General features: G+C 41.4%; 21 protein-coding genes and 1 riboswitch. Of the genes, 15 read left to right on the plus strand and 6 right to left on the minus strand.

What is annotated here, in order from left to right; all coding sequences use genetic code 11:
• Positions 1–330: 330 nt before the first annotated feature.
• Positions 331–1,020, minus strand: coding sequence for a DUF2461 domain-containing protein (locus tag FMM05_RS02345; protein WP_143371729.1), 690 nt, complete (start codon positions 1,018–1,020; stop codon positions 331–333).
• 179 nt (positions 1,021–1,199) lie between these two features.
• Here FMM05_RS02345 and FMM05_RS02350 point away from each other — a divergent pair, with 179 nt between their 5' ends.
• From FMM05_RS02350 to FMM05_RS02385, 8 genes are all read left to right on the plus strand, one after another.
• Positions 1,200–4,421, plus strand: coding sequence for a DEAD/DEAH box helicase (locus FMM05_RS02350; protein ID WP_143371730.1), 3,222 nt, complete (start codon positions 1,200–1,202; stop codon positions 4,419–4,421).
• Positions 4,422–4,698: 277 nt separating this feature from the next.
• Positions 4,699–6,651 (plus strand): threonine--tRNA ligase, encoded by a 1,953-nt coding sequence (thrS, locus tag FMM05_RS02355; protein WP_143371731.1) that lies wholly within the window; start codon positions 4,699–4,701, stop codon positions 6,649–6,651.
• Positions 6,652–6,674: 23 nt separating this feature from the next.
• Complete coding sequence (infC, locus tag FMM05_RS02360; RefSeq protein ID WP_143371732.1) at positions 6,675–7,226, plus strand: translation initiation factor IF-3; 552 nt, start codon at positions 6,675–6,677, stop codon at positions 7,224–7,226.
• Between the two features lie 131 nt (positions 7,227–7,357).
• The gene (rpmI, locus tag FMM05_RS02365; protein ID WP_143371733.1) at positions 7,358–7,555 is read left to right on the plus strand and encodes a 50S ribosomal protein L35; all 198 of its coding nucleotides are present in this window, start codon (positions 7,358–7,360) and stop codon (positions 7,553–7,555) included.
• A gap of 113 nt (positions 7,556–7,668) precedes the next feature.
• Complete coding sequence (gene rplT, locus FMM05_RS02370; protein WP_143371734.1) at positions 7,669–8,013, plus strand: 50S ribosomal protein L20; 345 nt, start codon at positions 7,669–7,671, stop codon at positions 8,011–8,013.
• 190 nt (positions 8,014–8,203) lie between these two features.
• Positions 8,204–9,622 carry an alkaline phosphatase gene (locus FMM05_RS02375; protein WP_143371735.1) on the plus strand — a complete coding sequence of 473 codons (1,419 nt, stop codon included), beginning with the start codon at positions 8,204–8,206 and terminating at the stop codon, positions 9,620–9,622.
• A gap of 75 nt (positions 9,623–9,697) precedes the next feature.
• Positions 9,698–10,711 (plus strand): gliding motility protein GldB-related protein, encoded by a 1,014-nt coding sequence (locus FMM05_RS02380; RefSeq protein ID WP_143371736.1) that lies wholly within the window; start codon positions 9,698–9,700, stop codon positions 10,709–10,711.
• 4 nt (positions 10,712–10,715) lie between these two features.
• Positions 10,716–11,333, plus strand: coding sequence for a YiiX family permuted papain-like enzyme (locus tag FMM05_RS02385; RefSeq protein WP_143371737.1), 618 nt, complete (start codon positions 10,716–10,718; stop codon positions 11,331–11,333).
• Positions 11,334–11,348: 15 nt separating this feature from the next.
• Here the strand turns inward: FMM05_RS02385 and FMM05_RS02390 are convergent, their stop codons facing one another.
• Positions 11,349–12,287: an NAD(P)H-dependent flavin oxidoreductase gene (locus FMM05_RS02390; protein ID WP_143371738.1), complete on the minus strand. Its 939-nt coding sequence runs from the start codon at positions 12,285–12,287 to the stop codon at positions 11,349–11,351.
• A gap of 37 nt (positions 12,288–12,324) precedes the next feature.
• Positions 12,325–13,938, minus strand: a complete 1,614-nt coding sequence (locus FMM05_RS02395) for a S8 family serine peptidase (protein ID WP_143371739.1) — start codon at positions 13,936–13,938, stop codon at positions 12,325–12,327.
• Positions 13,939–14,116: 178 nt separating this feature from the next.
• Between FMM05_RS02395 and FMM05_RS02400 the strand changes: the two genes are divergently transcribed.
• From FMM05_RS02400 to FMM05_RS02410, 3 genes are all read left to right on the plus strand, one after another.
• Positions 14,117–14,992, plus strand: a complete 876-nt coding sequence (locus tag FMM05_RS02400; protein WP_143371740.1) for an EamA/RhaT family transporter — start codon at positions 14,117–14,119, stop codon at positions 14,990–14,992.
• A gap of 139 nt (positions 14,993–15,131) precedes the next feature.
• Positions 15,132–15,244, plus strand: a riboswitch (SAM riboswitch).
• A 146-nt stretch (positions 15,245–15,390) separates the two neighbouring features.
• Complete coding sequence (locus FMM05_RS02405; RefSeq protein WP_143371741.1) at positions 15,391–16,569, plus strand: trans-sulfuration enzyme family protein; 1,179 nt, start codon at positions 15,391–15,393, stop codon at positions 16,567–16,569.
• Positions 16,570–16,580: 11 nt separating this feature from the next.
• Positions 16,581–17,804, plus strand: a complete 1,224-nt coding sequence (locus FMM05_RS02410) for a homoserine dehydrogenase (RefSeq protein WP_143371742.1) — start codon at positions 16,581–16,583, stop codon at positions 17,802–17,804.
• A 142-nt stretch (positions 17,805–17,946) separates the two neighbouring features.
• Here FMM05_RS02410 and FMM05_RS20920 read toward each other — a convergent pair whose 3' ends face one another.
• Together FMM05_RS20920 and FMM05_RS02425 are read right to left on the minus strand one after the other, a co-directional pair.
• Positions 17,947–18,525 carry a hypothetical protein gene (locus FMM05_RS20920; protein WP_185965489.1) on the minus strand — a complete coding sequence of 193 codons (579 nt, stop codon included), beginning with the start codon at positions 18,523–18,525 and terminating at the stop codon, positions 17,947–17,949.
• 266 nt (positions 18,526–18,791) lie between these two features.
• The gene (locus FMM05_RS02425; protein WP_143371745.1) at positions 18,792–19,397 is read right to left on the minus strand and encodes a DUF1684 domain-containing protein; all 606 of its coding nucleotides are present in this window, start codon (positions 19,395–19,397) and stop codon (positions 18,792–18,794) included.
• Positions 19,398–19,498: 101 nt separating this feature from the next.
• On the opposite strand from FMM05_RS02425, the gene FMM05_RS02430 reads away from it, so the two are divergent.
• The 4 genes from FMM05_RS02430 to FMM05_RS02445 all read left to right on the plus strand — a co-directional run bounded on the left by FMM05_RS02430 (position 19,499) and on the right by FMM05_RS02445 (position 23,480).
• Complete coding sequence (locus FMM05_RS02430) at positions 19,499–20,716, plus strand: MDR family MFS transporter (protein WP_143371746.1); 1,218 nt, start codon at positions 19,499–19,501, stop codon at positions 20,714–20,716.
• Positions 20,717–20,896: 180 nt separating this feature from the next.
• Positions 20,897–21,877, plus strand: a complete 981-nt coding sequence (locus FMM05_RS02435; protein ID WP_143371747.1) for an alpha/beta hydrolase — start codon at positions 20,897–20,899, stop codon at positions 21,875–21,877.
• Between the two features lie 20 nt (positions 21,878–21,897).
• Positions 21,898–22,650, plus strand: coding sequence for a hypothetical protein (locus FMM05_RS02440; protein ID WP_143371748.1), 753 nt, complete (start codon positions 21,898–21,900; stop codon positions 22,648–22,650).
• 41 nt (positions 22,651–22,691) lie between these two features.
• Positions 22,692–23,480, plus strand: coding sequence for an alpha/beta hydrolase (locus FMM05_RS02445; RefSeq protein ID WP_143371749.1), 789 nt, complete (start codon positions 22,692–22,694; stop codon positions 23,478–23,480).
• An 81-nt stretch (positions 23,481–23,561) separates the two neighbouring features.
• Here FMM05_RS02445 and FMM05_RS02450 read toward each other — a convergent pair whose 3' ends face one another.
• A complete protein-coding gene (locus tag FMM05_RS02450; RefSeq protein WP_235894342.1) occupies positions 23,562–25,532 on the minus strand; it encodes a sigma 54-interacting response regulator in 1,971 nt (656 codons plus the stop codon).
• Positions 25,533–25,583: the final 51 nt, after the last annotated feature.

Consider the following 25,583-nt stretch of genomic DNA (forward strand, 5'->3'; position numbering starts at 1 on the left):
TTCACTTTTGGACTTTGAGTTACGCTATAATTTTACCAAAAAAATGCGCTCATTTGTAGCGCATTTTTGCATTTGCAGATGGCATAATACCCTTGTTTTATACCGGTCGGTATATTTTAAAAAACTGATTTTTGAAAATTCGCATTTTATACCGATCGGTATATTTTTACTGACCCAAACCTCAATTTTAATTTTGAGCGCTCTTAAAATTTGAGAAAGTTTTTCAGGCAATTTTTTTGTCATGCTGACGAAGGAAGCATCTCTAAATTTTAGGAGAATTTAGATTGAGATTTCTCCCTACGGTCGAAATGGAAAAACGCAGCCCTTCCTCTACCCCAAATCGCCGCCATTATAAAGCACCTCGCTCATATAATCTAAAAACGGACGCATATCCCTGTATGCCTGGCTGGCGAGGGCAACAAAGTTAGGGCTCAGCACCTCGGCGTCGGTAAAGCGTTTTATAACTAAGAACTGCTTATACCGCAGCAGGTCGATAGCCGGGTGCGTAACCGGATAGCCTTTGGGCATGCTTTTAAGCTGTTCGCCCTGCAGGGTGCCAAAGTTATCCTTAAACACCTTGCTGTTAATAATATCGCGCAACGGCTGGGCATCATAGTCAATATCTTTGCGGATGAGCTTCAGGTCGGCCGCACTGGGCGACCAAAATGCCCCTGCCACAAACGTATTGCCCCCACCCTCTATATGGTAGTAGTACCCGCCCCTGCGCTGCGGCGTAGCCCTTGTAAAACCGCCACCCCAGTAGTGTTTGTAGGGCGTTTTATCGCCCGAAAAGCGTGTGTCGCGGTATATGCGCTGCTGGCTCTTTTTGCCGCTGGGCGTCTCAATCACATCGGTAGTGTTAAGTTCGGCAAGCACGGCCTCGGCAAAGGCGCCAATGCTATCCTGAGCAATAATAAACGTATCCTTATGGGCATTAAACCAGTCGCGGTTGTTGTTTTGTTGCAGTTGTTTTAAAAAATCTAATGCAGAGGGTAGTATGGTGGGGTGCGGTTGTGGCATTGTGTTTTGTTAGTGCATAACAAAGTTATGGATTTTCGCTGATGCTGCGTAACGCTTGTCATTGCAAGATACAAGGTATAAGGATAGATTTTATATTTGTTAAAATTTACTAAAAAATACCCACTAATGGGTATTGATTGATGCTTTAAAATGGGTAATTTTATTGAGCTAAATATTTTATGATGATTGAATTACCTGCTCTAAGAATTGAAGAAAAATTTCATGGAAACAATATTGTTCACCTAATTGATAATAAATTAATCTTAGAATCATATACTGTTAGCAGGAGCCGGAGCCAAGTAAATATTGAGGCGAATGGCTTAACTTATATAATAATCAAAAATAAAGATATTACTCCTGATGGCGATTATATCTTACTATCTAAAAGGCTTCCATCACAGGAAGACATTAATAATAACATTCTTCATATTAAACAATGGATAAAGCATCCAAAACTTAGCAGTTATCTACCTCAAGATATAGTTAATAATTGGAATGGCTGCTTTAATTTCAAGGAAGAAGATTTAGCGGAAAATATACGCGGATTGAGAAAACCTCAGATTGGTGCTATCCATAAAATTCTAGGCCACTTTACAAATGCAGATGATATTGGTACTATTGTTTTGCCAACTGGTACGGGTAAAACTGAAACAATGTTATCAGTGCTAATCGCAAACAAATGTTCGAAGCTTCTAATAACGGTTCCTTCGGATTCCCTTAGAACTCAATTGGCTAATAAATTTATAAGTTTAGGATTATTAAAACAAAATGGCAATGTCTCGAACGATACAATAAATCCTATTGTTGGTATATTGAATAAAAAGTTTAGCGATGCTAACCATTTAAATTCTTTTTTCCAAAAATGTAATGTAATAGTAAGCACAATGGATATTGTCTCTGGTAGCTTTCATGAGGAAAAAATTGTTATGTCTGATTTATGTTCACATCTTTTTATTGATGAAGCCCATCATTCAAAAGCTACAGAATGGAATAAACTTATAAGCTATTTTGATAAAAATAAAGTAATACAATTTACTGCTACACCGTTTAGAAATGACGGCAAAATATTAGACGGCAAAATAATTTATAATTTTTCTCTAAAGGACGCCCAAGATCAAGGCTATTTTAAAGAAATTGATTTTTTACCAATCAGAGAATATGACAGGACCTTAGCTGATATAAAAATTGCGGATAAGGCTGTCGAAAAATTGAGAGCAGACATAGCAAATGGTTATAATCATATACTAATGGCTAGATGCCTAAATCATAAAAGAGCAGAAAGGGTTTTTAGTATATATTCTCAATTTCCAGATTTAGAACCTGTACTAATCCATTCTAAAATTCCCAATTTAAATGTTGTAAGAGAAGACATAGTTAATAAGAAACACAGAATAATAGTATGTGTAGATATGTTAGGAGAGGGCTTTGATTTACCCGAACTTAAAATAGCAGCATTTCACGATATTAGAAAAAGTCTACCAATTACGCTACAGTTCGCAGGACGCTTTACCAGAACTAGTAGAGATAGCAATTTAGGAAATGCAAGTTTTATCGCCAATCTAGTTCAAGACGGTATTAATGATGAATTAAGTTTACTTTATTCAAAAGATTCAAATTGGAATACTATATTACCTTCTTTAAGTTTACAAGCAACACAACAGCAGGTGGACCTTCAAACTTTTTTACATGGATTTTCCGATTTAGAAGAGTCGAAAATTCCTTTTCAGAATATTTCTCCTCCTTTTAGTACTGTTGTATATAAAAAAGAGAGTAATACATGGTTTCCTAATAACTTTGAAGCAGGGATAAGTAATTATGATCAATATGATCATAAATTTTTCAGTCTTAACAGAGAGAATAAAACATTGGTAATTCTGTTGGGTAGTAGGCATAACGTCAACTGGGGAACTTTTAGTGATATTTATAATATTGAATGGGACATCTTTATTATCCATTGGGATACAGTACAAAACCTGCTCTTTATACATTCATCTGAAAAAAATGGTAATTACGAAAAGTTAGCAAGTGCGGTAACTGATAATGACGCCACACTATTATCAGGCATTAATGTATTTAGAGTGTTTTATGAAGTTAAAAGATTAATGCTTTACAACGTTGGATTACGAAGAGGTCAAGGTAAAGACATTAGCTTCCAATCGTACTATGGTGGCAATATCCGTGCTTCACTAAGTTCAGCAGATATAAATTCTAATATAAAAAACAACATCTTTGGTGTAGGACACAGAGATGGAGAAAAAATCTCAATTGGCTGCTCTCGTAAGGGCAGAATATGGTCATATTTAAGAGGCAATATGCAAGAGCTCACAGTATGGTTTAAGGATATAGGAAAGAAATTAATTGATGAAAGCATCGATCCAAATGAAGTATTGAAAGGTACTTTAGAACCAAAAAAAATTTCAACGAGACCATTATTTTTCCCATATTATGTTGATTGGGCTCCATTAATGTATAAAGAAATAGAAAGTAGATTTGAATTTCAAATTTCTGGCGATAAATTTGATTTGGCTAATTGCGAATTGGCTTTAGTGAACCCGACAGATAATGGAGAGTTGAAATTTTCTTTATCTACCGAAAATTCAGATATATTATTTAAGATTAACCTTACGGACGAAGATTTTGCAATTGAAAAGTTATCAAATGTACTTTGCAGGGTTACATATGGTAATAAAACTATCGATGCAACAGAATTTTTTCATCAATTCCCTCCTAGAATTGGATTTGTCAATAATTCAATCCTAGATGGCGATGAATATATTGAATTTAACGAAGATATACTTAGATTCCCAAAAGAAAATATCTCAACAATTTCATGGGATGGAGTTGATTTAAATCGTGAGTCAATTGGATTTCACCCAAGAGTATTAACCTCAATACAATATGCATTTGTCACATATTTAAAAAATGATAATAACAAATTTGACATTATATATAATGATGATAACAAAGGAGAAATTGCCGATATTGTAGCAATAAAAAATAATATAAATGAAATTGAAGTTGACTTATACCATCTCAAATTCGCAATAAATGGTGTTGTTTCAAATGATATAAATAATTTATATCAGGTTTGTGGACAAACACAAAAATCGCTGAATTGGTATTTTAGAGAAAATAAAGAACTTATAAATCATTTACTGAAAAGAGAATTGAAGAAACAATCAGTAGGCCAAACAAGATTAGAAAAGGGAGATATTAATGAATTAGAAAACATTTTAAACATTGTAAAAAACCATAAACCCATTAAATTTAGAATATTTATTGTTCAACCAGGTTTTTCGAAACAACATGTTTCTAACTCTATCTTGGATTTATTAGCGGTCACTGCAAACCATTTGAAAATCATGGCCAACATCGATTTGAAAGTCATATCAAGCGAATAATTGTAATGCATTGATAATAAAACACTTATAAACCCGATATCACAGAGTACAATTCCAATTATCGGGTTTAAAAATAAACAAAAGCTCTAAAATCGATAGCACGGTCGCATCTCCCAAAAAAAACAATAGACAACTCGCAACTGGCAACCCGCAACCCTCCAAAACCCGCAACTCCCAACCCAAAACCCGCAACAAAAAACAAGCAAAATTTTGCCTGTAAATGCCCTTGTTTGTGTAGGGTTAATAGCGTATCTTTGCACACTATAAATTTTTAATAATGATAAATATTACATTGCCGGACGGTTCGGTTAAACAGTTTGACTCTGGGGTTACTCCCCATGACGTTGCCATGAGCATTAGTGAAGGATTAGCAAGAAACGTGATTTCTGCATCTTTTAATGGTACCACAGTTGAAACGAAAACCCCACTTACTACCGACGGCGCTTTAGTACTATTTACCTGGAACGATAAAGAGGGCAAAAAAGCATTTTGGCACAGCAGTTCGCACGTTTTGGCACAGGCCCTTCAGGAGCTGTACCCGGGCGTTAAGCTAACTATTGGCCCCGCGATTGAAAATGGTTTTTATTACGACGTTGATTTTGGCGACAACGTAATTACCGATAAAGATTTTAAAGCTATTGAAGACCGTGTGCTGGAAATTGCCCGCGGAAAATATGAATTCACCATGCGATCGGCCTCTAAGGCTGAGGCGCTTGCTATGTACAAGGCCGAAAACAATCCTTATAAAGTAGAGTTGATCGAGAACCTTGAAGATGGTACTATCACCTTCTGCGACCACGCTACCTTTACCGATCTTTGCCGCGGTGGGCACATACCTAACACCGGTATCATCAAAGCAATGAAGGTTATGAGCGTTGCCGGTGCCTACTGGCGCGGTGACGAAAAGAACAAGCAGCTTACCCGCGTGTACGGTATTACCTTCCCTAAACAAAAGGACTTAACCGAATACCTGGAGCTTTTGGAAGAAGCTAAACGCCGCGATCACCGTAAGTTGGGCAAGGAGCTTGACTTGTTTGCGTTTTCGCAAAAAGTGGGTCAGGGCCTTCCGTTATGGCTGCCTAAGGGTGCTGCACTTCGCGACCGCCTGGAGCAGTTCTTGAAAAAAGCACAAAAGAAAGCCGGGTATGAGCAGGTGGTTACACCGCACATAGGCCAGAAAGAATTATATGTAACATCAGGCCACTATGCTAAATACGGCGCTGATAGTTTTCAGCCCATCCATACCCCTAACGAGGGCGAGGAGTTTTTGCTAAAGCCAATGAACTGTCCGCACCACTGCGAAATTTACAATACCAAGCCGTGGTCTTATAAAGACCTGCCTAAACGTTATGCCGAGTTTGGTACCGTTTACCGTTATGAGCAAAGTGGTGAGCTTCACGGGCTTACCCGCGTTCGTGGGTTTACTCAGGATGATGCGCACATTTTTTGTACGCCCGATCAGTTAGACGAAGAGTTTAAAAAAGTGATCGACCTTGTACTGTATGTATTTGGCTCGCTTGGTTTTGATAACTTTAGTGCACAGGTATCGCTTCGCGACAAAGAAAACCGCGATAAATACATAGGGAGCGACGAAAACTGGGAAAAAGCAGAGAATGCCATTATTAACGCTGCCCGCGATAAAGGCCTCAACACAGTGGTAGAGTATGGCGAAGCGGCTTTTTACGGCCCTAAGTTAGACTTTATGGTTAAGGATGCCCTGGGCCGCCAATGGCAGCTGGGTACCATTCAGGTAGATTATAACCTGCCGGAGCGTTTTGATTTAACATACAAAGGCTCTGATAACGAGCTGCACCGCCCGGTAATGATTCACCGTGCACCGTTTGGTTCTATGGAGCGCTTTATAGCGATTTTGCTGGAAAACACAGCCGGAAACTTTCCGCTTTGGCTAATGCCGGAGCAGGCTATCATACTGTCTCTTAGTGAGAAATATGAAAATTATGCTAAAAAAGTTTTACAGTTGCTGGAAAATCACGAAATTCGCGCCACAATTGATAACCGAAACGAAACAATAGGCAAAAAAATCAGGGAAGCCGAAGTGCAAAAAACCCCGTTTATGCTTATTGTGGGTGAGGAAGAAGAGAAAAATGGTACGATTTCTGTACGTCGTCATGGCGATGCAGGTAAGAGCAACCAAAACATGACCGTTGAAGAATTTGCTGTACTTGTACAGGAAGAAATAGACAAAACATTAAAAACATTTCAAGTTTAACTTAAAATTTTAAAGCCATAGCTATAAGAAACAACAGAGGCTTTCAGCCTCGAGTAGAAAAAAAAGATGCGCACAGGACTAACAATGCCATCCGCGTACCCGAAGTAAGGCTTGTGGGAGAAAACGTAGAGCCCGGAGTTTACAAAACTTCGCAGGCACTGCAAATGGCAGAAGGATTTGAGCTGGACCTTGTGGAGATCTCTCCCAATGCCGAGCCGCCTGTTTGCAAAATCATGGATTACAAAAAGTTTCTTTACGAGCAAAAGAAAAGAGACAAGATGCTTAAGGCAAAGTCTACTCAAATTGTGGTTAAAGAAATTCGTTTTGGCCCTCAGACCGATGAGCACGATTACGACTTTAAACGTAAAAATGCAGAGAAATTCCTTAAAGAAGGCTCTAAGCTAAAAGCTTTTGTATTCTTTAAAGGACGCTCTATCATCTATAAAGAGCAAGGCCAGATATTATTGCTAAAACTTGCTACTGATCTTGAAGAGTGGGGCAAAGTAGAGGCAATGCCGGTTCTTGAGGGTAAAAGGATGATTATGTTCATTGCCCCTAAGAAAAAGAAAGCATAACAGAGATTGCAAAGTCTTTAAAGTCTAAGGTCTTAAAGTTAAAAGTCCCACAGCGGGCCTGCCACTTTACGACTTTAGACTTTATGACTAAAAATAAAAGTAAGTAAGAATAAATTAAATACAGGAAGAAAATGCCTAAAATGAAAACCAAATCCAGCGCCAAGAAACGTTTTAAAGTTACTGGCTCAGGAAAGATTAAAAGAAAACACGCTTTTAAAAGTCACATCCTGACTAAAAAATCTAAAAAGCGTAAATTAGCTCTAACACACTCTACATTGGTACACCCAACAGATGAGAAGAGCGTTAAACAGCAATTAAGGATTATATAATTCTTTACCCTTAACCGGGAAGCTGTTTCGGTTAAAACAAATTAATAACCCTGGAGTACGGCCAATAAGTCTTTGCAAAATGCAGAGCGCCTGCTACAAAACACATTAAAATTATGCCAAGATCAGTAAATTCAGTAGCTTCAAGAGCCCGAAGAAAAAAGGTAATGAAGCAAGCCAAAGGTTTCTTTGGAAGACGTAAAAACGTTTGGACAGTAGCCAAAAATGCGGTAGAAAAAGCAATGGTTTATGCTTACCGCGATAGAAAACAAAAAAAGAGAAACTTCCGTGCTTTATGGATCATGCGTATCAACGCTGGTGCAAGGCAGTATGGTATGAGCTACTCTCAGTTTATGGGTAAAGTTAAAGCTGCAAACATCGAATTGAACCGTAAAGTTCTTGCCGATCTTGCTGCTAACCACCCTACAGCTTTTGAAGCTATCGTAAACCAGGTTAAATAAAAAAACGTTCGTCAAACAATATATTTATATCTTACTTACATAAAATAACCCGCTTAGCAATAAGCGGGTTTTTTGTTGATTACATTTTTTGATTTATAAGAAGATTTAAGGACTGGAGTTAATATTTATAATGATCCGTTAACATGTAAAACAATTATAGTTTTTAACTTTGGGCAAACTATAATTACTAATGAACAGGAGAAAGTTTTTCCGCAACGGGTCGCTTTTTACTTTAGGCGCAGGCCTGCTTAACCCTTTTGAGGGCAGTGCCGCGATTTTAAATGCTACCGACCTAAACAAGAATAAAAAAGCAAAGAACATAATCTTTATGGTTAGCGATGGTATGAGCACCGGCACGCTTAACATGGCCGACCTGTATCTTAACCGCAAAAATGGTAAAGGCTCTAACTGGCTTCAGTTGTATAAAGACCAAAAAGTTACGCATGCCCTTATGGATACCGCTTCGGCCAGCTCTATAGTAACCGATTCATCGGCAGGGAGTTCATCTTGGGGTGGCGGTGTTCGTGTAAAAAACGGCGTGCTCAACATAGGCCCTAACGGCGAAAAGCACATGCCCATATGGCAAAAGTTTAAAAAGGCAGGCAAGATGGCGGGCTGCGTTACTACAGTACCCATTACCCACGCTACGCCGGCAGGCTTTTGTGTAACTAACGACAGCCGTAACGCGCAGGAAGACATTGCCCAGGACTATCTGGCCCTTGGTTTTGATATTATGATGGGCGGCGGCGATAAATATTTTAATGCACAATCCCGCAAAGATAAAACCGATATGTATGCCGCCTACAAGGCTAAAGGGTGGCAAGTGGTTAAAACAAGGCAGGAAATGCTATCATCTACTGCCAATAAGCCGGTTTTAGGTGTTTTTGGCGAAGATGCCCTACCCTATAGCATCGACCGTAAAAACGATGCAGCGCTGGAAAGTGCTACCCCTACCCTTGCCGAAATGGCTCAAAAAGCTATCGACCACATGATAGGCAGCAAGAACGGTTTTGTATTGCAAATAGAGGGCGGTAAGGTAGACTGGGGCGCACACGCTAACGATGTTGGCGCTTTGCTATACGATCAGGTGGCTTTTGATGAAGCCGTTAAGGTAGCCATAGATTTTGCCGAAAAAGACAAAGAAACGCTTGTAATTATTACTACCGATCATGGTAACGCCAACCCCGGCATTATATACGGTAAAGATGCCAATGATAATTTTGACAGCATCCAGAAATATACCCATACTAACGAGTGGATACTAAATACCATTAAGCCTGATTTTACCGTTGCTAAAGTGCGCGAACTGGTGGAAATGGCTAACGGCAAAACACTATCCGAAGAGGATGCTAAAACCGTTTTAAGTTATTATGACGGGCTTCATAAAGACGAGGGCGGACTCTATAATTATAAAAAAGTTCCGTTTAAGGCATTTGCCCAAATTCAGCAAAAAAACAATTCGATTGGGTGGATAAGCATGGAGCATAGCGCTGATTATGTTAACCTTGCCATGTTTGGCCCCGGCAGCGAATTGCTTAAGCCTTTTGTAAAAAACACCGATTTGCATTACCTGATGCTACAGGCAGCAGAGGTTGAAAACAAATTTTAAACAGCAAACCTAAAATATTTTGAGGCACCTGTACATCAGGTGCTTTTTTTATATCTTGTGGTCAAATTACTATAAATGAAATTGGTTCTCTTATCATTGGCCCTAATTGTGGCTTTCGCTTCCTGCAAAGGTCAGTCACTAAAAAAACCCATAGCATTTACAGAAAAGGTTAGCAAGCTGCCGGACAGTATTAAGGCAGACGGCATCACCATATATTTTGCCTTTAAAAACCAGATATTGGCCCACCAAAATGGTAAATACGACAGCCTGACCATTATTAATAAAGTCTACAAACCGCATCAGGCGTTATGGGATAATTGCTACGGGATGATCTTTGGCGATGAAAATGCTTCTAAATTTAATACGGTCAATGGCATGGTAGAGTGGAATAAAACGTTGTACCCTCAAAACAAAAAGTTTTTAGACGAACGGGCAGCTATAATCATGGCGCTAAACCTCGATTCACTTCTTACCACTAACCTCAAAAAATTCAGCGCACTGGTTCCGTATAAGCCTGCGGCAAAAATGAGTATCTTATTTACTCCCATTCAGGGTATAGGGTTTGGGGGCTGCGAAGCCGACGAGTTTGCCTTAGAGCTCAACAACACCGATTATGATATAAAGTATGCGATTGAAAAAGGTATTCCGCATGAGTTAAACCACCTGGCGTATGAGCCTCACCGCAAAAAAGACCCGCTTACTAACACAGCATTGGCACAAACCATAGATGAAGGCTTCGCCTGCTATTTTACACGCGTATTTTTTGATAACACGATTACTCCCGAAGAAGCGGTAGAGAATATGACGAAGGCAGACTGGGATTGGTACATGCAGCACGAAAAGGAAATCTTTACCAAATGCCTGCCCTATTTTATGGATGAAAGCGGAGATAACCCATTACTTCGAAACGAGAAGTTTAAATTATTCCCCGATGCACCCCAATCACTTAATTACTGGCTGGGGTACAGGATAATCGACTTTTATGTGCAGAAGCATGGCAAAGATTCATGGAAGGACATTTACACAATGCCTATTAAAGAGGTATATGAAAAAAGCGGTTATAAGGAGTATATCAACACATTAAAATAACACCATGAAAGTTTCAATATTCTTACTGGTTATTTATTGCCTGATTGGCTGTAAGCAAGCACCGGCGTTAGATACAACGGCGCTACATAATGGCGACCTTATCTTCCAAACCTCAACATCGGCGCAAAGCCAGGCCATACAACTGGCTACCAAAAGTAAGTACTCGCATTGCGGAATTGTATATAAAGAGGGTAACGATTATTTTGTTTTTGAAGCCATACAGCCCGTTAAAGCTACACCGCTAAACCAATGGATAGCACGTGGTAAAGACGGTCACTACGTTGTAAAGCGCCTTAAAGATGCTGATAAAACACTTACTGAAGCCACCCTACAAAAAATGAAGGTCGTAGGCAAAACCTTTGCAGATAAAGACTACGACCTGTATTTTGAATGGAGCGATGATAAGATTTATTGCTCTGAACTGATATGGAAAATCTATAAAGAAGGCGCGGGTGTAGCAATTGGACACCTGCAAACCCTTGGCGAATTTGACCTTTCGCATCCGGCAGTACAGCAAAAACTCAAGGAGCGTTACGGCAACAACATCCCAAAAAATGAAAAGGTAATATCGCCTGCTGCAATGTTTAACAGCGACTTGCTGATAACTGTTGTAGAAGAGTAACTCCTAACCCTAAACTCACAATGCAGGTACCTCCTGCTTAGCCGCTTCAAAGTCGGCAATAATTTCGCGTAAAATATCTCCTGCCGGTTTAATGTCGTTTATAAGTCCAGCAATCTGGCCTATCTCAAGCTCACCTTCTTCAAGGTCGCCTTCAAACATACCTTTTTTAGCGCGGGCACGCCCTAAGAGCGCTTTAAGGTCATCCGGTGTGGGCGATGTTGCATATAACGCAACCACATCATGAAAGAACTTATTTTTAATCAGGCGCACCGGGGCGAGTTCTTTTAGCGTTACGTGGGTATCGCCATCTTGCGCATTAACAATTGCCTGCTTAAACTTTTCATGTGATGACGACTCTACCGAAGCTGCAAACCTGCTCCCTATCTGCACGCCATCAGCACCCAGCACCATCGCCGCCAGCATGCCCCTGCCGGTAGCAATACCACCAGCAGCAATAAGCGGAACCGTAAGCTTTTCTTTAACCATAGGTATCAGGGTAAAGGTGGTGGTTTCCTCGCGGCCGTTGTGCCCACCGGCTTCAAACCCCTCGGCCACTACGGCATCTACGCCGGCCTCCTGGGCCTTTAGGGCAAATTTAACGCTGCTAACCACATGCACCACGGTAATACCTTTTTCTTTTAAAAAGGAGGTCCACGTTTTAGGGTTCCCCGCCGATGTAAATACAATTTTCACCCCCTCATCAACAATAATCTGCATTATTTCTTCAATGTTGGGGTACAGCATGGGTACGTTAACCCCAAAAGGTTTATCGGTTGCTTTTTTACATTTTTGTATGTGTTCCCTTAACACATCAGGGTACATAGAGCCGGCACCAATAATGCCCAGCCCGCCCGCGTTGCTCACGGCACTTGCCAGTTTGTAGCCGCTGGCCCATATCATTCCGGCCTGTATAACAGGGTATTGTATATTAAAAAGTTGGGTAATTTTGTTCATCTAAAATTATATGATTGTCTAAAAAATGAAGTAGGATTTACTCCTTTACCAGCCTGCCTGATTGCGATTGGTTAGCACCACTTATGGTGTAACTGTAAATCCCCTCTGCAAGGTTTTGCAACGAAAAGTCAGGCTTTGCAGCAGTAACCGTTTGCTCCCATACTACCTGCCCTAAATTATTAAAAAGGGTTACTGTGGCATTTTGCACGGCAGCATCAGGGAAAACAATATTAACAAGGTTTTGAGAAGGGTTAGGATATAAAACAAAAGATGGCTTAACCACATTAGGAATTTGCAAAGCAAGTGCCAGTGCAAAATCAGGGATACCATAGCCGTACTGGTTATCAGGGTTGTTATACCTATCGGCCGATTCTTTTATAAGTTGCACTATCTCGGCATTGGTCTTGTTTGGCACTGCCTGCCAAAAACAGGCCACCAACCCTGCTGTTATAGGGCTGGAAAACGAGGTACCGTTAGCAGTACTAATGGTTCCGCCGGTGGTAGATATTACGGCACTTTGGCCCATAGCCATAACATCGGGTTTAATGCGGCCATCAAACGACGGGCCTATAGAGCTAAACCCTGTAATTTGTTCAGAACTGGTAACCGCGCCTATGGTAAAACTACCGGGAGCATCGCCCGGGGCAGCAATATGGGGCTCGCTTGTACCCCCAGAATTACCTGCCGATGTTACACATATCATACCACGGCTAAAGGCAACATTCATACCGCGGCTTATAAAGGCAGTTTGCCCGTCCATGTCGCTATAACTGTAGCTGTAGTTAGGATTATCATACGCAAAATAGCCAAGTGAGGTATTTATAACATCAACCCCCAGGCTGTCGGCAGCTTCGGCGGCCTCCACCCAATACGATTCTTCAACAGGGTTTTCGCCAAACACATCTTCGGTTACAAACAGGTAGTAAAAAGCATCGGGTGCGCTGCCCACCAGTTGGTCTTCCACATAACCTCCCATGGTAGAAAGTACCGATGTACCATGATCGCCACCGCTATAAAAATTCTCATTTTGGCTCACATAGTTATAACCCCCTAATATCAGGTTGTTATCATGCAGCCTCTGGAAAGGAAAAGCCGTATCAACTCCAGGAAAACCGGCATCCAATACCGCAATGGTCATTCCGGTACCGGTATAATCATCCTGGTGCAACAGGTGGCCGTTAAGCATTTGCACCTGAGTAGACGATTGCCCGTAAGCAAAATTTGCCTGGGTATCGGCTGTTTTAGCAGTTTCAGATATTTTATGCGGGGCAGCAGGCCTCAGGTTAACATCAGCAATCGTATTACTGGCAAAATCGATACTTTGAACAAATGACAGATTGCTTAATGCAGCTATATTTGACTGCGTTCCGCGCACGTGCAGGGCATTAAGCCACTTGCTTTTTGCCATAACCTCTATACCCGTAGCATTGGTTACACCATCTATATAATCCTGGTGTATGGGCACATCTTTATCATCTAAAGCAATATTTTGGGCCGCACGCCTGTTTAGCGCTTTTTGGGTAAGCATCTCAAGCGGATTGGCAAGGTAAAAGGCTGCATCAGGCTTATCGGTAAAATACACCCACGCATCCTGCTGCGCATTGGCAACGCCGCAGGTAAATACTATAACAAGTAGTAAAATCTTTTTCATAATAGCAATGTAAATCGTAAAACTATCCAAATTTACGTAATATGGGGCAATGGGTATTTAAGTTTACTAAAGTTTGTTGTACCGTTTATCGATTATTCACAGATTTCTGCTCCGTTTACTCAACATTAAATAAGAAAGCTACCACAAAACATTTATTTTTGCATCATAATTTTATAAAATGATCTATCTTATTTTAAGCATAATATGCAGTGTTGCAGTAGGAGTGCTCTTTAAAACCACCCGTAAGTTTGCCGCCTGCACTACGCAAATTGTAATGTGGAATTACGTTTTTACGATACTGCTTTGCTACCTGTTTTTTAGCCCGCAGCTGTTAACCGAGATCTCGCAACTTAACGCCGGTGCGCCGTGGGTAGTATATGTACCGCTAATGGTATTGCTGCCATCCATTTTTCTTTTACTTGCCCAATCTATTAAGCATGTAGGTATTGTACGTACCGATGCCGCCCAAAGGCTATCACTTTTTATCCCGATACTTGCTGCATGGTTTATTTTTAAAGAAGATTTTAATGCTATTAAGCTTGCCGGGCTTGCCGTGGGTTTCCCTGCCATTTTGCTGATACTTTACAAAAAAGGAACTAAAGAAGAAGGCCGCGACTGGCTGTACCCCGCCCTTGTACTCTTTGGTTTTGGCACTATAGATGTTTTATTTAAAGAAATAGCTATAACAAGTACTATAGGTTTTGCTACCTCGCTGTTCATAGTTTTTTCGGGTGCATTGGTAATAATGCTTCTTGCTGTTATTTATGAGGTTGTTTTTAAGCAGATAAAGGTCAGCACTATCAACTTTGCCTTCGGCGCGCTTGTGGGCATCTTTAATTTTGGTAACATCTTTTTTTACCTAAAAGCGCATCAGGCTTTCGCTGAAAATCCGTCTACAGTGTTTGCATCAATGAATATGGGGGTAATTGTTTTGGGCAGCATGGCGGGCATTTTTATCTTTAAAGAAAAGCTTAGCAAGCTAAATTACGTTGGGATTATTTTAGCTCTTTGCGCCATTGTTATCATTACAATATCACAGATATACGTTAGCTAAACCATTTTAATCTGAAATTTCAACCTTTTTAAAACACTGAATAAAAGCTACTTAAAAATTATTTTAAATAATTATAAAATTTTATTTGGAAATTAAATTTATTGTACCGTACCTTTGCTGCAAGTTCTTTAAAAGATTATTCTTATCCAGAAAGACCGAGGGAATTGACCCTATGACGTCTTGGCAACCTGCCCGCTAACCCGGAGTAAGGTGCCACATTCAACCTTTGCGAAAGCAAAGGATAGATAAGTTTAGAAAAAGTTTATAATACATCAAAATATATTATATGCCTTTCTGACTTGTCGGGAAGGCATTTTGTTTTTATGCATTTCCCGATGCCTGGTTTAGGATAGTTTTTAACTGAATGAAAGTTTAACAATTTTAAATCACAAAAAGAAATGCAAGAGTCTACAAAAATCCTGAACAACCTACCTATCGATCCATTAACCGGAAGTATTTCGGTGCCTATTTACCAAACATCTACATTTGTACAGGATGCTCCGGGCGTACACAAAGGATACGATTATGCACGAAGCAACAACCCTACCCGTAAAGTATTAGAAGATACTATTGCCCAATTAGAGAACGGTACAAACGGTTATGCGTTTGCAAGCGGACTTGCAGCTATAGATGCTGTTATTAAACTACTATCATCGGGCGACGAAGTTATTGCGGTAGATGATATTTACGGCGGTGCTTTCCGTTTGTTTACCCATGTGTACCAAAAATTTGGCATCAGCATTAAATATGTAGATACCACCAATGCACAAAACGTGGCTGACGCTGTTACCGATAAAACCAAACTTATCTGGATAGAGAGCCCAACCAACCCTACCCTTAAAATATCTGACATCAGGGCTATTGCTCAAATTGCAAAAGCTAACGATATACTGCTTTGCGTAGATAACACATTCGCATCGCCAATTGCACAAAAACCGCTTGACCTTGGTGCCGATATTGTGGTACACAGCGCTACTAAATACATATCAGGACACAGCGACCTTATTGCCGGCCTTGTAGTAACATCTACACAAGAACTTGGCGACAAGATAAAATTTATACAAAACGCATCGGGCGCTATACTTGGGCCATTTGATAGCTGGTTGGTTATCCGCGGTATCGAAACCCTTGTACTTCGTATTAAGCAACATGCCGAAAATGCCCAGAAAGTTGCTGAATACCTTCTTACAGAAAAACTGATCAAAAACGTTTATTACCCAGGGCTACCTACGCACCACAACCACGAAATTGCTAAAAAACAGCAAAAATACTTTGGCGGTGTTGTAACGTTTGACCTTGTTATTGATGATAAAGACCTTGCTTCTCAAATAGTATCGGGTACTAAATTATTTAAACTTGCCGAGAGCCTTGGCGGTGTTAAGAGCCTTTGCTGCCTGCCATGCGAAATGACCCATAAATCTATCCCGGCAGAAAAACGTTACTCAGCCGGTGTTACCGATAGCCTTATCCGCCTTTCTGTAGGCCTTGAGGATGCCGATGACCTTATTGCAGACTTACAACAGGCTATTGCTGCCGCTGTAACTGCCAATGCTGATAAAACTTCTGTAACTGTTTAAGTAGATTTACAATGTCGAGAAAAAATTTAAATATAGGCCTCTTTGGGTTTGGCGTAGTGGGGCATGGCCTGTATGAAGTACTGCAAAAAACACCTGCCCTAAGGGCAAACATTAAGAATATTTGTGTTAGGGATAAAAATAAGGAACGCACCATAGGTGCCGAGAATTTTACCTTTGATAAAGATGATATACTAAACGACCCCGAAATTAATGTGGTTGTAGAACTTATTGATGATGCCGATGCGGCTTTTGAGATAGTATCTGCGGCACTTAAAAAAGGTAAAGCGGTAGTATCTGCCAATAAAAAAATGGTTGCAGAGCATTTTACCGAGCTGCTGCAACTGCAAAAAGAATACAACGTTCCGTTATTGTATGAGGCGGCGGCCTGTGCCAGTATGCCAATTATACGTAACCTGGAAGAGTATTATGATAACGATTTGCTGGAGTCTATAGAAGGTATTGTAAACGGTAGTACCAATTACATACTTACCAAAACTTTTGCCGAGAACCTTAGCTACGAGCAGGCCCTTAAACAGGCGCAGGATCTTGGTTTTGCCGAAAGCAACCCAATATTAGATACGGGTGGTTTTGATGCCAAATACAAGCTGCTGATACTACTGGCGCACGCCTTTGGTTACATTGCCAGGCCGGAGGAGCTGTTTAACATTGGCATCAATAATATTGGTGACCTTGAATTGAAATATGCAAAGGAAAAAGGCCTTAAGATAAAACTGGTTGCCCAGGCTTATAAAGGTACCGATGGTACACTCTCGGCTTTTGTAATACCAAAGTTTGTAACGCCAGAAGACCGTTTATTTAATGTAGACGATGTGTTTAACGGCATGATAACCAAGACCAGCTTTGCCGATACCCACTTTTTTGTGGGGCGCGGTGCAGGCTCGTATCCTACGGCATCGGCAGTACTGTCGGATATTTCGGCGCTAAGCTATGATTACCGTTACGAGTACAAAAAGATATACAGGGAAGAGAACCTTACCCTTACCAATGATGTAGAACTTAAAGTTTTACTTCGCCATAAAAAAGAAGAATCGGAAGCGTTAAAGCTCCACTTTAATACTATTGAAGAAGCTTATACCAATCACGATTCGGGCTACCTTACCGGTAACATTACCCTTGCCAACCTAAAAGCATTAGAAGAAGGCAACCAGGGAGAACGTTCGTTTATTTTAATAAACGTACTTACCGAAAAGGATGCCACTGCCCTGGCAGTATAATAATTACGGATTTATAATTGTTATTCAAATACTTTGTCCTCTAAACAGGAAACAATAAACCCCAAAGTTTGTGATGCTTTGGGGTTTTGTTTTTGTAGAATGTATTGTAACTTTTCCTTTTCAGAAAAGTCAGGACAAATTCTTATTTTTTCTTTTTAGTAGCTTTCTTTTTAGCCTGTTTTTTCTTTTTGGCTTTAGCTGTTTTTTTAGCTTTGGCTTTATCTTTAGCTTTTTGCTTTTTGGCTTTATCCTTTCTTTTAGCTTTAGCTTTTTTAGCCTTTTCTTTATCTTTCTCCTTTTTAGCTTTGGCTTTTTTCCTGTCTTTTTCTTTTAGCGCTTTAGCCTTTGCTTTATCTTTTTCTTTAGACTTTTTGTCTTTCTTGTCGGCTTTAACCTCAGCAGTAGCAGGCGCTTCATTTACCGGAGCTTCTTCTTTAGCTTCAGTTACAGGCGCAGTTTGCTCTGCAGCAGCAGGTGCAGCTTTAGGCGTAGCAGGCTTTCTTGCAGGGGCTTTAGCCGCAGGGGCCGCCTTAGTTACAGGAGCTTTTGGTGCAGCAGGGGCCTTAGCTGTAGTGGCAGCAGTTCTTGTACGGGTACGTGCAGGAGCCGGTTTAGCAGCTTCGGGAGCAGGAGTGGTTTCAGTTGTAGTAGTTTCCGTGGTTGCGTTTGTTTCAGGAGTTTCCGGAGTGACTTCCTGTTCGCTTTTTTGGGGCTGATTCATAGTTGTGTATTTATATTTTTAATTTGATTATATACAAAATACTACTGAAAAGTATCTATACGCCTTTCGTTAGTATTAAATAATTGTAAAATTAACATCATCAAATTTAATCATTTAAAAGATGCGCCAATGTTAAGTTTTCTGTAAGCAAAAAACTACCTAAAAACATAATAACCAAACTATTAAAGAAATTAAGCACCAAATAAAAAGAAAAATAGCTGCAAACATTTACGCCCGTAGCTATTGCTTTTACTAAGTAACTGAATTTAATCGTGGTAGGCTTTTACCCCTGCCCTTATAAAAACATCTACATAATTTTGCTCCGGCGGTATAGGGCACGAATACTTTTTATTATAGGCACAGTACGGGTTGTACGATTGGTTAAAGTCGATCGTAATCAATTTGCCATTATCTTTAGGTTCGCACAGGTCTATATAACGCCCGCCCGAATAACTGCCATGCCCGGACGACGCATCCGTAAACGGCAGGAACAGGTAATCTTTAAACCCGTCCTTTTTTATAAGGTCAAGGTCCTGAAAAACATCCAGTTTATAATCTTTACCCTCTAACGTAAAATGCAGCGTACCATATTTTTTTGATGTAGCAGTACGAGCCGTAGTAGTAGCCATTTGGAAAGGCTTTTCGTTTGGCGTACGCTCCAGTTTGGCGGTTACGCAAAAATCCATATCCAGTTCGTAAAAGTTAAGGTGCTTAAACTTTTTAAGGTCTTCTTTGGTAAGCGGCGATTCTATTGGATCGGCATATTCGCTGTTCAGCTTGTCCTGTGCTGCTTTGGCGGCTTCGGGGCTGCATTCCTGCGCCTGTGTAACTATCGAAAGTAAAAGCGCAAGGGTGGTGATAATCTTATTCATAATATAGAGTTGTATATCTTACAAAAATAGCAATAACTATTACACACTATACCTATAAGGCAACCTAATAACTATCTTTGTAAAAAAACCAATCTACCGCCATGTTTCAGCAGGCCATTAACCGTTATTTAAACAATTTCAGGGGATTTTCTCGCGAGGTATGGATACTTACCATCATTACCTTCATAAATAGGTCGGGCACTATGGTGCTGCCGTTCCTGTCTAAATATTTAAAGGAAAATTTAGGCTTTACCTACGGACAAGTTGGATGGATAATGGTATGCTTTGGTTTCGGTTCTATGGCAGGCTCCTGGATAGGCGGCAAATTATCAGATAAAATAGGCTTTTACAAAATCATGGTCTTTAGCCTGTTTACCAGCGGGTTGATGTTTTTCGTGATTCAGCAAATAACGTCATTTACCGGTTTGTGCATTGCCATGTTCTGTATCATGGTGGTAGCCGATATGTTCCGACCCGCCATGTTCGTATCCATACGCACCTATGCAAAGCCGGAAAACCGTACCCGCGCCATGACGCTTATTAGGCTGGCTATTAACCTTGGGGTTTCAGCCGGGCCGGCACTGGGCGGACTCATTATTGTTGGCATAGGCTACAAAGGCCTTTTTTGGATAGACGGCGGCTCCTGCATTATAGCCATCATCATCTTTTGGCTCTTAGTAAAAGAAAAAAAGCCGGAGCCGGTAAACCCACACCTTACCGAAAAACTGCTACCGGCATCGCCATTTAAGGATGGGCCATTCATGCTGTTCCTGTTCAGCAGTTTTACCATCGCTATGGTGTTCTTTCAATTGTTTACTACGCTGCCGCTTTACCATAAAGAGTGGTACAGCCTTACCGAGGTACACACCGGGCTGCTTATGTCGTTTAACGGTATCATGATATTTTTCCTTGAGATGCCTATTGTGGGGTACTTAGAACGCAAAAATGTACCCAAAGTGCAAATTATCATGTGGGGCGCTTTCTTAATGGCACTTTCGTTTTTTGTGCTTTTAATTAATAATTGGGTGGGCGTGCTGGCCATAAACATGCTGCTGCTTACTGTGGCAGAGATGTTCAGCTTTCCGTTCTCTAACTCCTTTGCTTTGGGGCGTGCCCCACGCGGGCAGGAAGGCCAGTACATGGCGCTGTATACCATGACGTTTAGCCTTGCGCATATTATGAGCGCAAAGGTGGGCATGGAAATAATTTCCGGGTGGGGTTATGCCACCAACTGGCTGTTTATGGGTATTATTGGTGTGGGCGCGGGCGTATCATGCTATATCCTCCATAAAAAGTTGCTGAGCGCTTCTACACTATAACTATTACCCTGTTTTAAAGTAATAAAAATTCGCTAATTAGCGATATTTGACTGTGGTAGTTTTACACTAAAACACCACAAATAACTTATTTTCAACCACTTAAATATGTGGCATTTTTTTAGTCTGCACTGTTATCGGCGCTAAGCCAATACCGGTAATAACTATTAAAACCACATATTTATGAGTGCAACTGTACAATCTACTGTAGATTATGCTTCCGACCCTAACTTGTCGGCAGCGGTAAAAGAATTTTTAAAACCGCTTAATTCGGGCGGTGCCCCTTTGGAGTCGTTACCTGTTCCTGATGCCCGAAACGTGCTTGTAGGTGCCCAGGCTGCCTCTGAGGTAGACCTTTCGGGCATTGAAGAATCTGAAAAAACCATAGAGTTTGAAGGGCACACCATTAAACTTAATATTGTTCGCCCGGAAGGCGAAACCGGTATTACACCCGCCTTTATGTTTATACACGGCGGCGGCTGGGTGCTGGGCGACTACCCTACCCATAAACGCATGGTACGCGACCTTACTGTGCTTACCGGCTACACCGGCGTATTTGTAGAGTACAGCCGTGCCCCCGAGGTTAAATACCCACAGCCCCTTAACGAGGTGTATGCCGCGGCCCGATGGCTTGCGCTGCATGGCGCCGAAATTAATATAGATGGCAGCAAACTGGGCATTGTGGGCAACAGTGCCGGTGGCAACCTGGCTACTGCAACGGCGCTTATGGCTAAAGAAAACTGTGGGCCGGAGTTTAAAGTGCAGGTACTTTTTTGGCCGGTTACCAATGCCAATTTTGAAACCGAATCATACAAGCTTTTTGGTGAGCAGCGTTTTTTAACGGCATCGCTAATGAAATGGATGTGGAACCAATACATTGAGCCCGAAAAGAGGGACCAGATGTATGCATCGCCGTTGCAGGCCAGCCTTAAAAAGCTAAAAGGGCTTCCGCCTACGTTGATACAGGTTGCCGAGAATGATATTTTAAGGGATGAAGGCGAGGCGTATGGCCGCAAGCTTAGCGAAGCAGGGGTTGAGGTAACAACAGTGCGCTATAATGATGTAATACACGATTTTGGGCTACTAAATGGCCTTGCACACATACCGCAAACCAAGGCATTGTTTAACCAGGCCGCGGCAGAACTTAAAAAATACCTGGGATAATTAACCTTAAACACCTGCTTATGAAAACCTTATTTATAATGATCGCCTATATAGCGTTAAGTCTTACTTCTGACAGCACTATCCCGCCATGCGACAAATGTTATGATAACGAAGATTTCCAGATAAAATCGGCTACCATAACACGCAACAAAGAGCTGGGCATAACGGTTTGGGAAATGAAAGTTAAAGGCAAGGCCGGAGCTACAACCCCTAAGGGCGTTGGTAAATTAAACGGAGCACCGGTACTGGGCTATGTTTTTCCTACTACCTTAAAACCCGGTGATGTGGGGTTTAGTGATACCGAAGGCATTGTTGCGCTTGCACTTACCTCCCACCCTGATTTTGATGACACCCCCATGTGGGATGAAAATTTTGACAGGAACTTTAGTAACGATGGCGTTATATGGCATCCGCATTGGGTGGTGCTTAACGAAGACAAACGTGTGGGTGGAGGGCTATCGGTAAAACAGTTTAAAAAGGGCGACCCAAAGGTTACACTACCTGCCAACAATCCCGGTATGGAAATGTATATGGACAGCCCCGGTTATAATGTAGTTACTAAAGAGAACAGCATAAGGGTTATAGTGCCCGATTACAGGATTAGCAACAAGACCGATTTTAAATTTGATGCCGTTGCCTGCTACATGATGGTTGATACCGGCGATGCCCCTGCGGGCGAAGCTATGGGCAGTGGAGATAAGCCTATGCTTGGGGTTTACAAAGTATACTCGGTTGCCAGCGGCAACCTTTCATTACCCTACACGGTTAAATAGTACTAATAACCCGGTTAATAGCCGATATAATTTACTACAACATGAAACTTACCAATAATAAAACCATACTATTTATAACCGGGGCTTTTGTAAGCCATATTTGCTGGGACAGCTGGGTTGATTATTTTGAGCAGCGGGGCTATCATGCCATCGCACCTCCCTGGCCTTATAAAGATGACCTGCCACGTGTACTGCGCGAAAGGCAGCCTTATGATGTAGACCTGGCAGATCTTACCCTTACAGACCTGGTAGACCACTATGCTAACTTTGCTATAAACCTACCCGAAAAGCCTATTATAATAGGGCACTCGCTGGGTGGGCTTATTGCCCAGATATTAATAAACCGCGGCCTGGGCTCGGCGGGTGTTGGGGTGCACCCCATACCGCCAGTGGGCATAATACCCTACGAGTTTACATTTTTAAAATCTACCTGGAAGGTATTGGGGCTGTTCTCATCGCTGCACAACACGCTGCTGATGTCTTTTAAAGATTTTCAGTACTCGTTCGTGAATGAGATGCCCATACATGAGCAGCTTATTGCGTATGAAAAATATGCGATACCGGAATCAAAACGAGTGGCACGCGGAGGTTTAACAGCAGCTGCCAAAGTAGATTTTGATAAAGAGCACGCGCCTTTGCTACTACTATCCGGCAGTCTGGATAACCTCATACCGCCGCATTTAATTAACCGTATTTATAAGCGGTATAAAAAGAATGCATCGGTGCTGGAGTATGTAGAGATGGCCAACCGCAACCACGCCACCCTTACACAGCCCGGTTGGGAAAATGTTGCCCGTTACATTAGCAACTGGCTTAATAAAGTATCATAGTTCCTATAGTTGTAATTGCTTTTCTACCCCCGAAATGCCCGCAGTAGTAGCGGGCATTTCACTTTTTACAATTGGCACTATTTAAAAGGCTTTTATTTTGATACCAAGCTTTTTAATTTTAGAATTTAATGTGGATGGCGGCAGGTCTAACAATTCAGCCGCACCACCCGCACCATAAACTTTGCCTTTGCATTTTTTAAGGATGAAGCATATATAATCGCGCTCGTTCTCGTAAATTGTTTTAACCAATCCGTTGGTTTCAAACTTCTGGTCGGCACTCTCGGCCACTTCCGGTTTATAGGGCTTGGGCAGGTACACCTCTTTAATGTGGGTGCCTTCTGTTAGCAATATGCTGCGCTCTATAACGTGTTCCAATTGCCTTATGTTACCGGGCCAGTCGTAAGCCATTATCTGCTCCAGCACACTATCTGCAAGCGTAATTTCCTTCCTGCCTATTTTTTTGCGGTACATTTCCACAAAATGATAAGTAAGATCGGGTATATCCTCTTTACGTTCCCTTAAAGGAGGTGTGGTAATAGGGAAAACGTGCAGGCGGTAGTACAGATCCATCCTGAAACGGCCTGCGGCAACCTCAGCTTCCAGGTTTTTATTGGTAGCCGCAATAATCCTGGCGTTTATTTTTATGGGCGAATGCCCTCCTACCCGCTCAATCTCATTTTCCTGAAGCACCCGCAATAGTTTAACCTGGAGGCTCAATGGCATTTCGGCAATTTCGTCTAAAAAAATAGTGCCGTTACTGGCCATTTCAAACTTGCCTATTTTCCTATCTATCGCACCGGTAAAAGCACCCTTTTCATGACCAAAGAGTATCGATTCGGCCAGGTTATCAGGTATCGCACCGCAGTTTACCACTACAAAAGGCTTATCGATACGTGTAGAAAGCTTGTGTATGCTGTGGGCTACTTTTTCTTTACCTGTACCGCTTTCGCCCAAAATAAGTACCGATGTATCGCAAGGGGCTACCCTTTTAATATAATCAAACACCGAGAGCATTTTTTTACTATTGCCCACCATCTCTTCAAACAGCTTGGGATACGATGGAGCAACAAGCGGTGTCATTTTGCGGAGGGTGGTTGGCTTATGATTGGTAACGGTATAACGGGCATCGGCAAAACCAGCCAATGCTTCCTTAAGCTGGCCGGCAATTACAAGATGTGCCTGGGTATAGCTATCAGGTTGTTTGCTATAAAAGGTAAATGCATAGTGTTTACCATTGGGCAAGGTTACAGGCAGCATCAACGCCGACTTTAACCCGAAAGACTGCATAATAACCTTATGGATGTGCGACTGCGCGCAAAACGCAATAAGAGCATTATCATTGTAATAGGCTGGTTCCTGTAGCATTGCCGATTGTTCTTTAAGATCCGCGAGTTCGTTAAGGCTAAAGATACTTATCTCTGCAAAACGTTTGGCATCAATAATAGTGTAGTCACTAACATTACGCCTAAAGATGCCTGTAACATCATACGTGCTGTTTACTGCCGTGGCATGACCCGCATCCATATAATCAAAAGGTATGTGGGTTTGCAGGGCACATCCCAGTTGTAACAGGGCATCTTCCCACTTAGTGGTACCTGCCGCAATAATCTCTGCTATTTTTTGCTTAACCGCATCGGCCCCGTGCTGTAATATAGCTTCGTTATGGCTGTGCCTGTAACTTGCAATCTCTAAAGTTGTTAGCACATCCTGATCCCTGAACGGTTTGATTATAAAACCATAGGGCTGGGTTATCTTAACCTCATCTAATATGCTTTTACCTGAGTTTGCCGAAATGTAAATAAATCCTATATGCTTTTCCTTTAAACGTTTAGCAAGGTCTATACCGGTTTCTTTATCATCTAAAAAAATATCGAGGCACACAATATCCGGCCTTTCGCGGGCAATGGCTTCCTCTGCCTGTAGTACCGAGTGCGCTATACCCGTAACAAGGTAACCTGCTTTTTCCAGGATGAGCTGCAGGTCGTAAGCCTCAATAAACTGGTCTTCTACAATAAGCACTTTCATGGTAGATGTGTTAGTGGTGGTTATCATGCGCTGATTGTTTAAATTAGTGTAATCTTAAAGTCCGAAAGTGAAATATCA

It is taken from the genome of Flavobacterium zepuense (assembly GCF_007097145.1).
Lineage (GTDB): Bacteria > Bacteroidota > Bacteroidia > Flavobacteriales > Flavobacteriaceae > Flavobacterium > Flavobacterium zepuense.

What these genes read in the sequence shown, in the direction of transcription:
- FMM05_RS02350 (WP_143371730.1), top strand. Translation starts at nt 1,200, where the DNA reads ATGATGATTGAATTACCTGCTCTAAGAATTGAAGAAAAATTTCATGGA.
- FMM05_RS02440 (WP_143371748.1), top strand. Translation starts at nt 21,898, where the DNA reads ATGAAAACCTTATTTATAATGATCGCCTATATAGCGTTAAGTCTTACT.
- rplT (WP_143371734.1), top strand. Translation starts at nt 7,669, where the DNA reads ATGCCAAGATCAGTAAATTCAGTAGCTTCAAGAGCCCGAAGAAAAAAG.
- FMM05_RS02345 (WP_143371729.1), bottom strand. Translation starts at nt 1,020, where the DNA reads ATGCCACAACCGCACCCCACCATACTACCCTCTGCATTAGATTTTTTA.
- FMM05_RS02375 (WP_143371735.1), top strand. Translation starts at nt 8,204, where the DNA reads ATGAACAGGAGAAAGTTTTTCCGCAACGGGTCGCTTTTTACTTTAGGC.
- rpmI (WP_143371733.1), top strand. Translation starts at nt 7,358, where the DNA reads ATGCCTAAAATGAAAACCAAATCCAGCGCCAAGAAACGTTTTAAAGTT.
- thrS (WP_143371731.1), top strand. Translation starts at nt 4,699, where the DNA reads ATGATAAATATTACATTGCCGGACGGTTCGGTTAAACAGTTTGACTCT.
- FMM05_RS02390 (WP_143371738.1), bottom strand. Translation starts at nt 12,287, where the DNA reads ATGAACAAAATTACCCAACTTTTTAATATACAATACCCTGTTATACAG.
- FMM05_RS02385 (WP_143371737.1), top strand. Translation starts at nt 10,716, where the DNA reads ATGAAAGTTTCAATATTCTTACTGGTTATTTATTGCCTGATTGGCTGT.
- FMM05_RS02425 (WP_143371745.1), bottom strand. Translation starts at nt 19,397, where the DNA reads ATGAATAAGATTATCACCACCCTTGCGCTTTTACTTTCGATAGTTACA.
- FMM05_RS02410 (WP_143371742.1), top strand. Translation starts at nt 16,581, where the DNA reads ATGTCGAGAAAAAATTTAAATATAGGCCTCTTTGGGTTTGGCGTAGTG.
- FMM05_RS02445 (WP_143371749.1), top strand. Translation starts at nt 22,692, where the DNA reads ATGAAACTTACCAATAATAAAACCATACTATTTATAACCGGGGCTTTT.
- FMM05_RS02380 (WP_143371736.1), top strand. Translation starts at nt 9,698, where the DNA reads ATGAAATTGGTTCTCTTATCATTGGCCCTAATTGTGGCTTTCGCTTCC.
- FMM05_RS20920 (WP_185965489.1), bottom strand. Translation starts at nt 18,525, where the DNA reads ATGAATCAGCCCCAAAAAAGCGAACAGGAAGTCACTCCGGAAACTCCT.
- FMM05_RS02450 (WP_235894342.1), bottom strand. Translation starts at nt 25,532, where the DNA reads ATGATAACCACCACTAACACATCTACCATGAAAGTGCTTATTGTAGAA.
- FMM05_RS02430 (WP_143371746.1), top strand. Translation starts at nt 19,499, where the DNA reads ATGTTTCAGCAGGCCATTAACCGTTATTTAAACAATTTCAGGGGATTT.
- FMM05_RS02405 (WP_143371741.1), top strand. Translation starts at nt 15,391, where the DNA reads ATGCAAGAGTCTACAAAAATCCTGAACAACCTACCTATCGATCCATTA.
- FMM05_RS02395 (WP_143371739.1), bottom strand. Translation starts at nt 13,938, where the DNA reads ATGAAAAAGATTTTACTACTTGTTATAGTATTTACCTGCGGCGTTGCC.
- FMM05_RS02435 (WP_143371747.1), top strand. Translation starts at nt 20,897, where the DNA reads ATGAGTGCAACTGTACAATCTACTGTAGATTATGCTTCCGACCCTAAC.
- FMM05_RS02400 (WP_143371740.1), top strand. Translation starts at nt 14,117, where the DNA reads ATGATCTATCTTATTTTAAGCATAATATGCAGTGTTGCAGTAGGAGTG.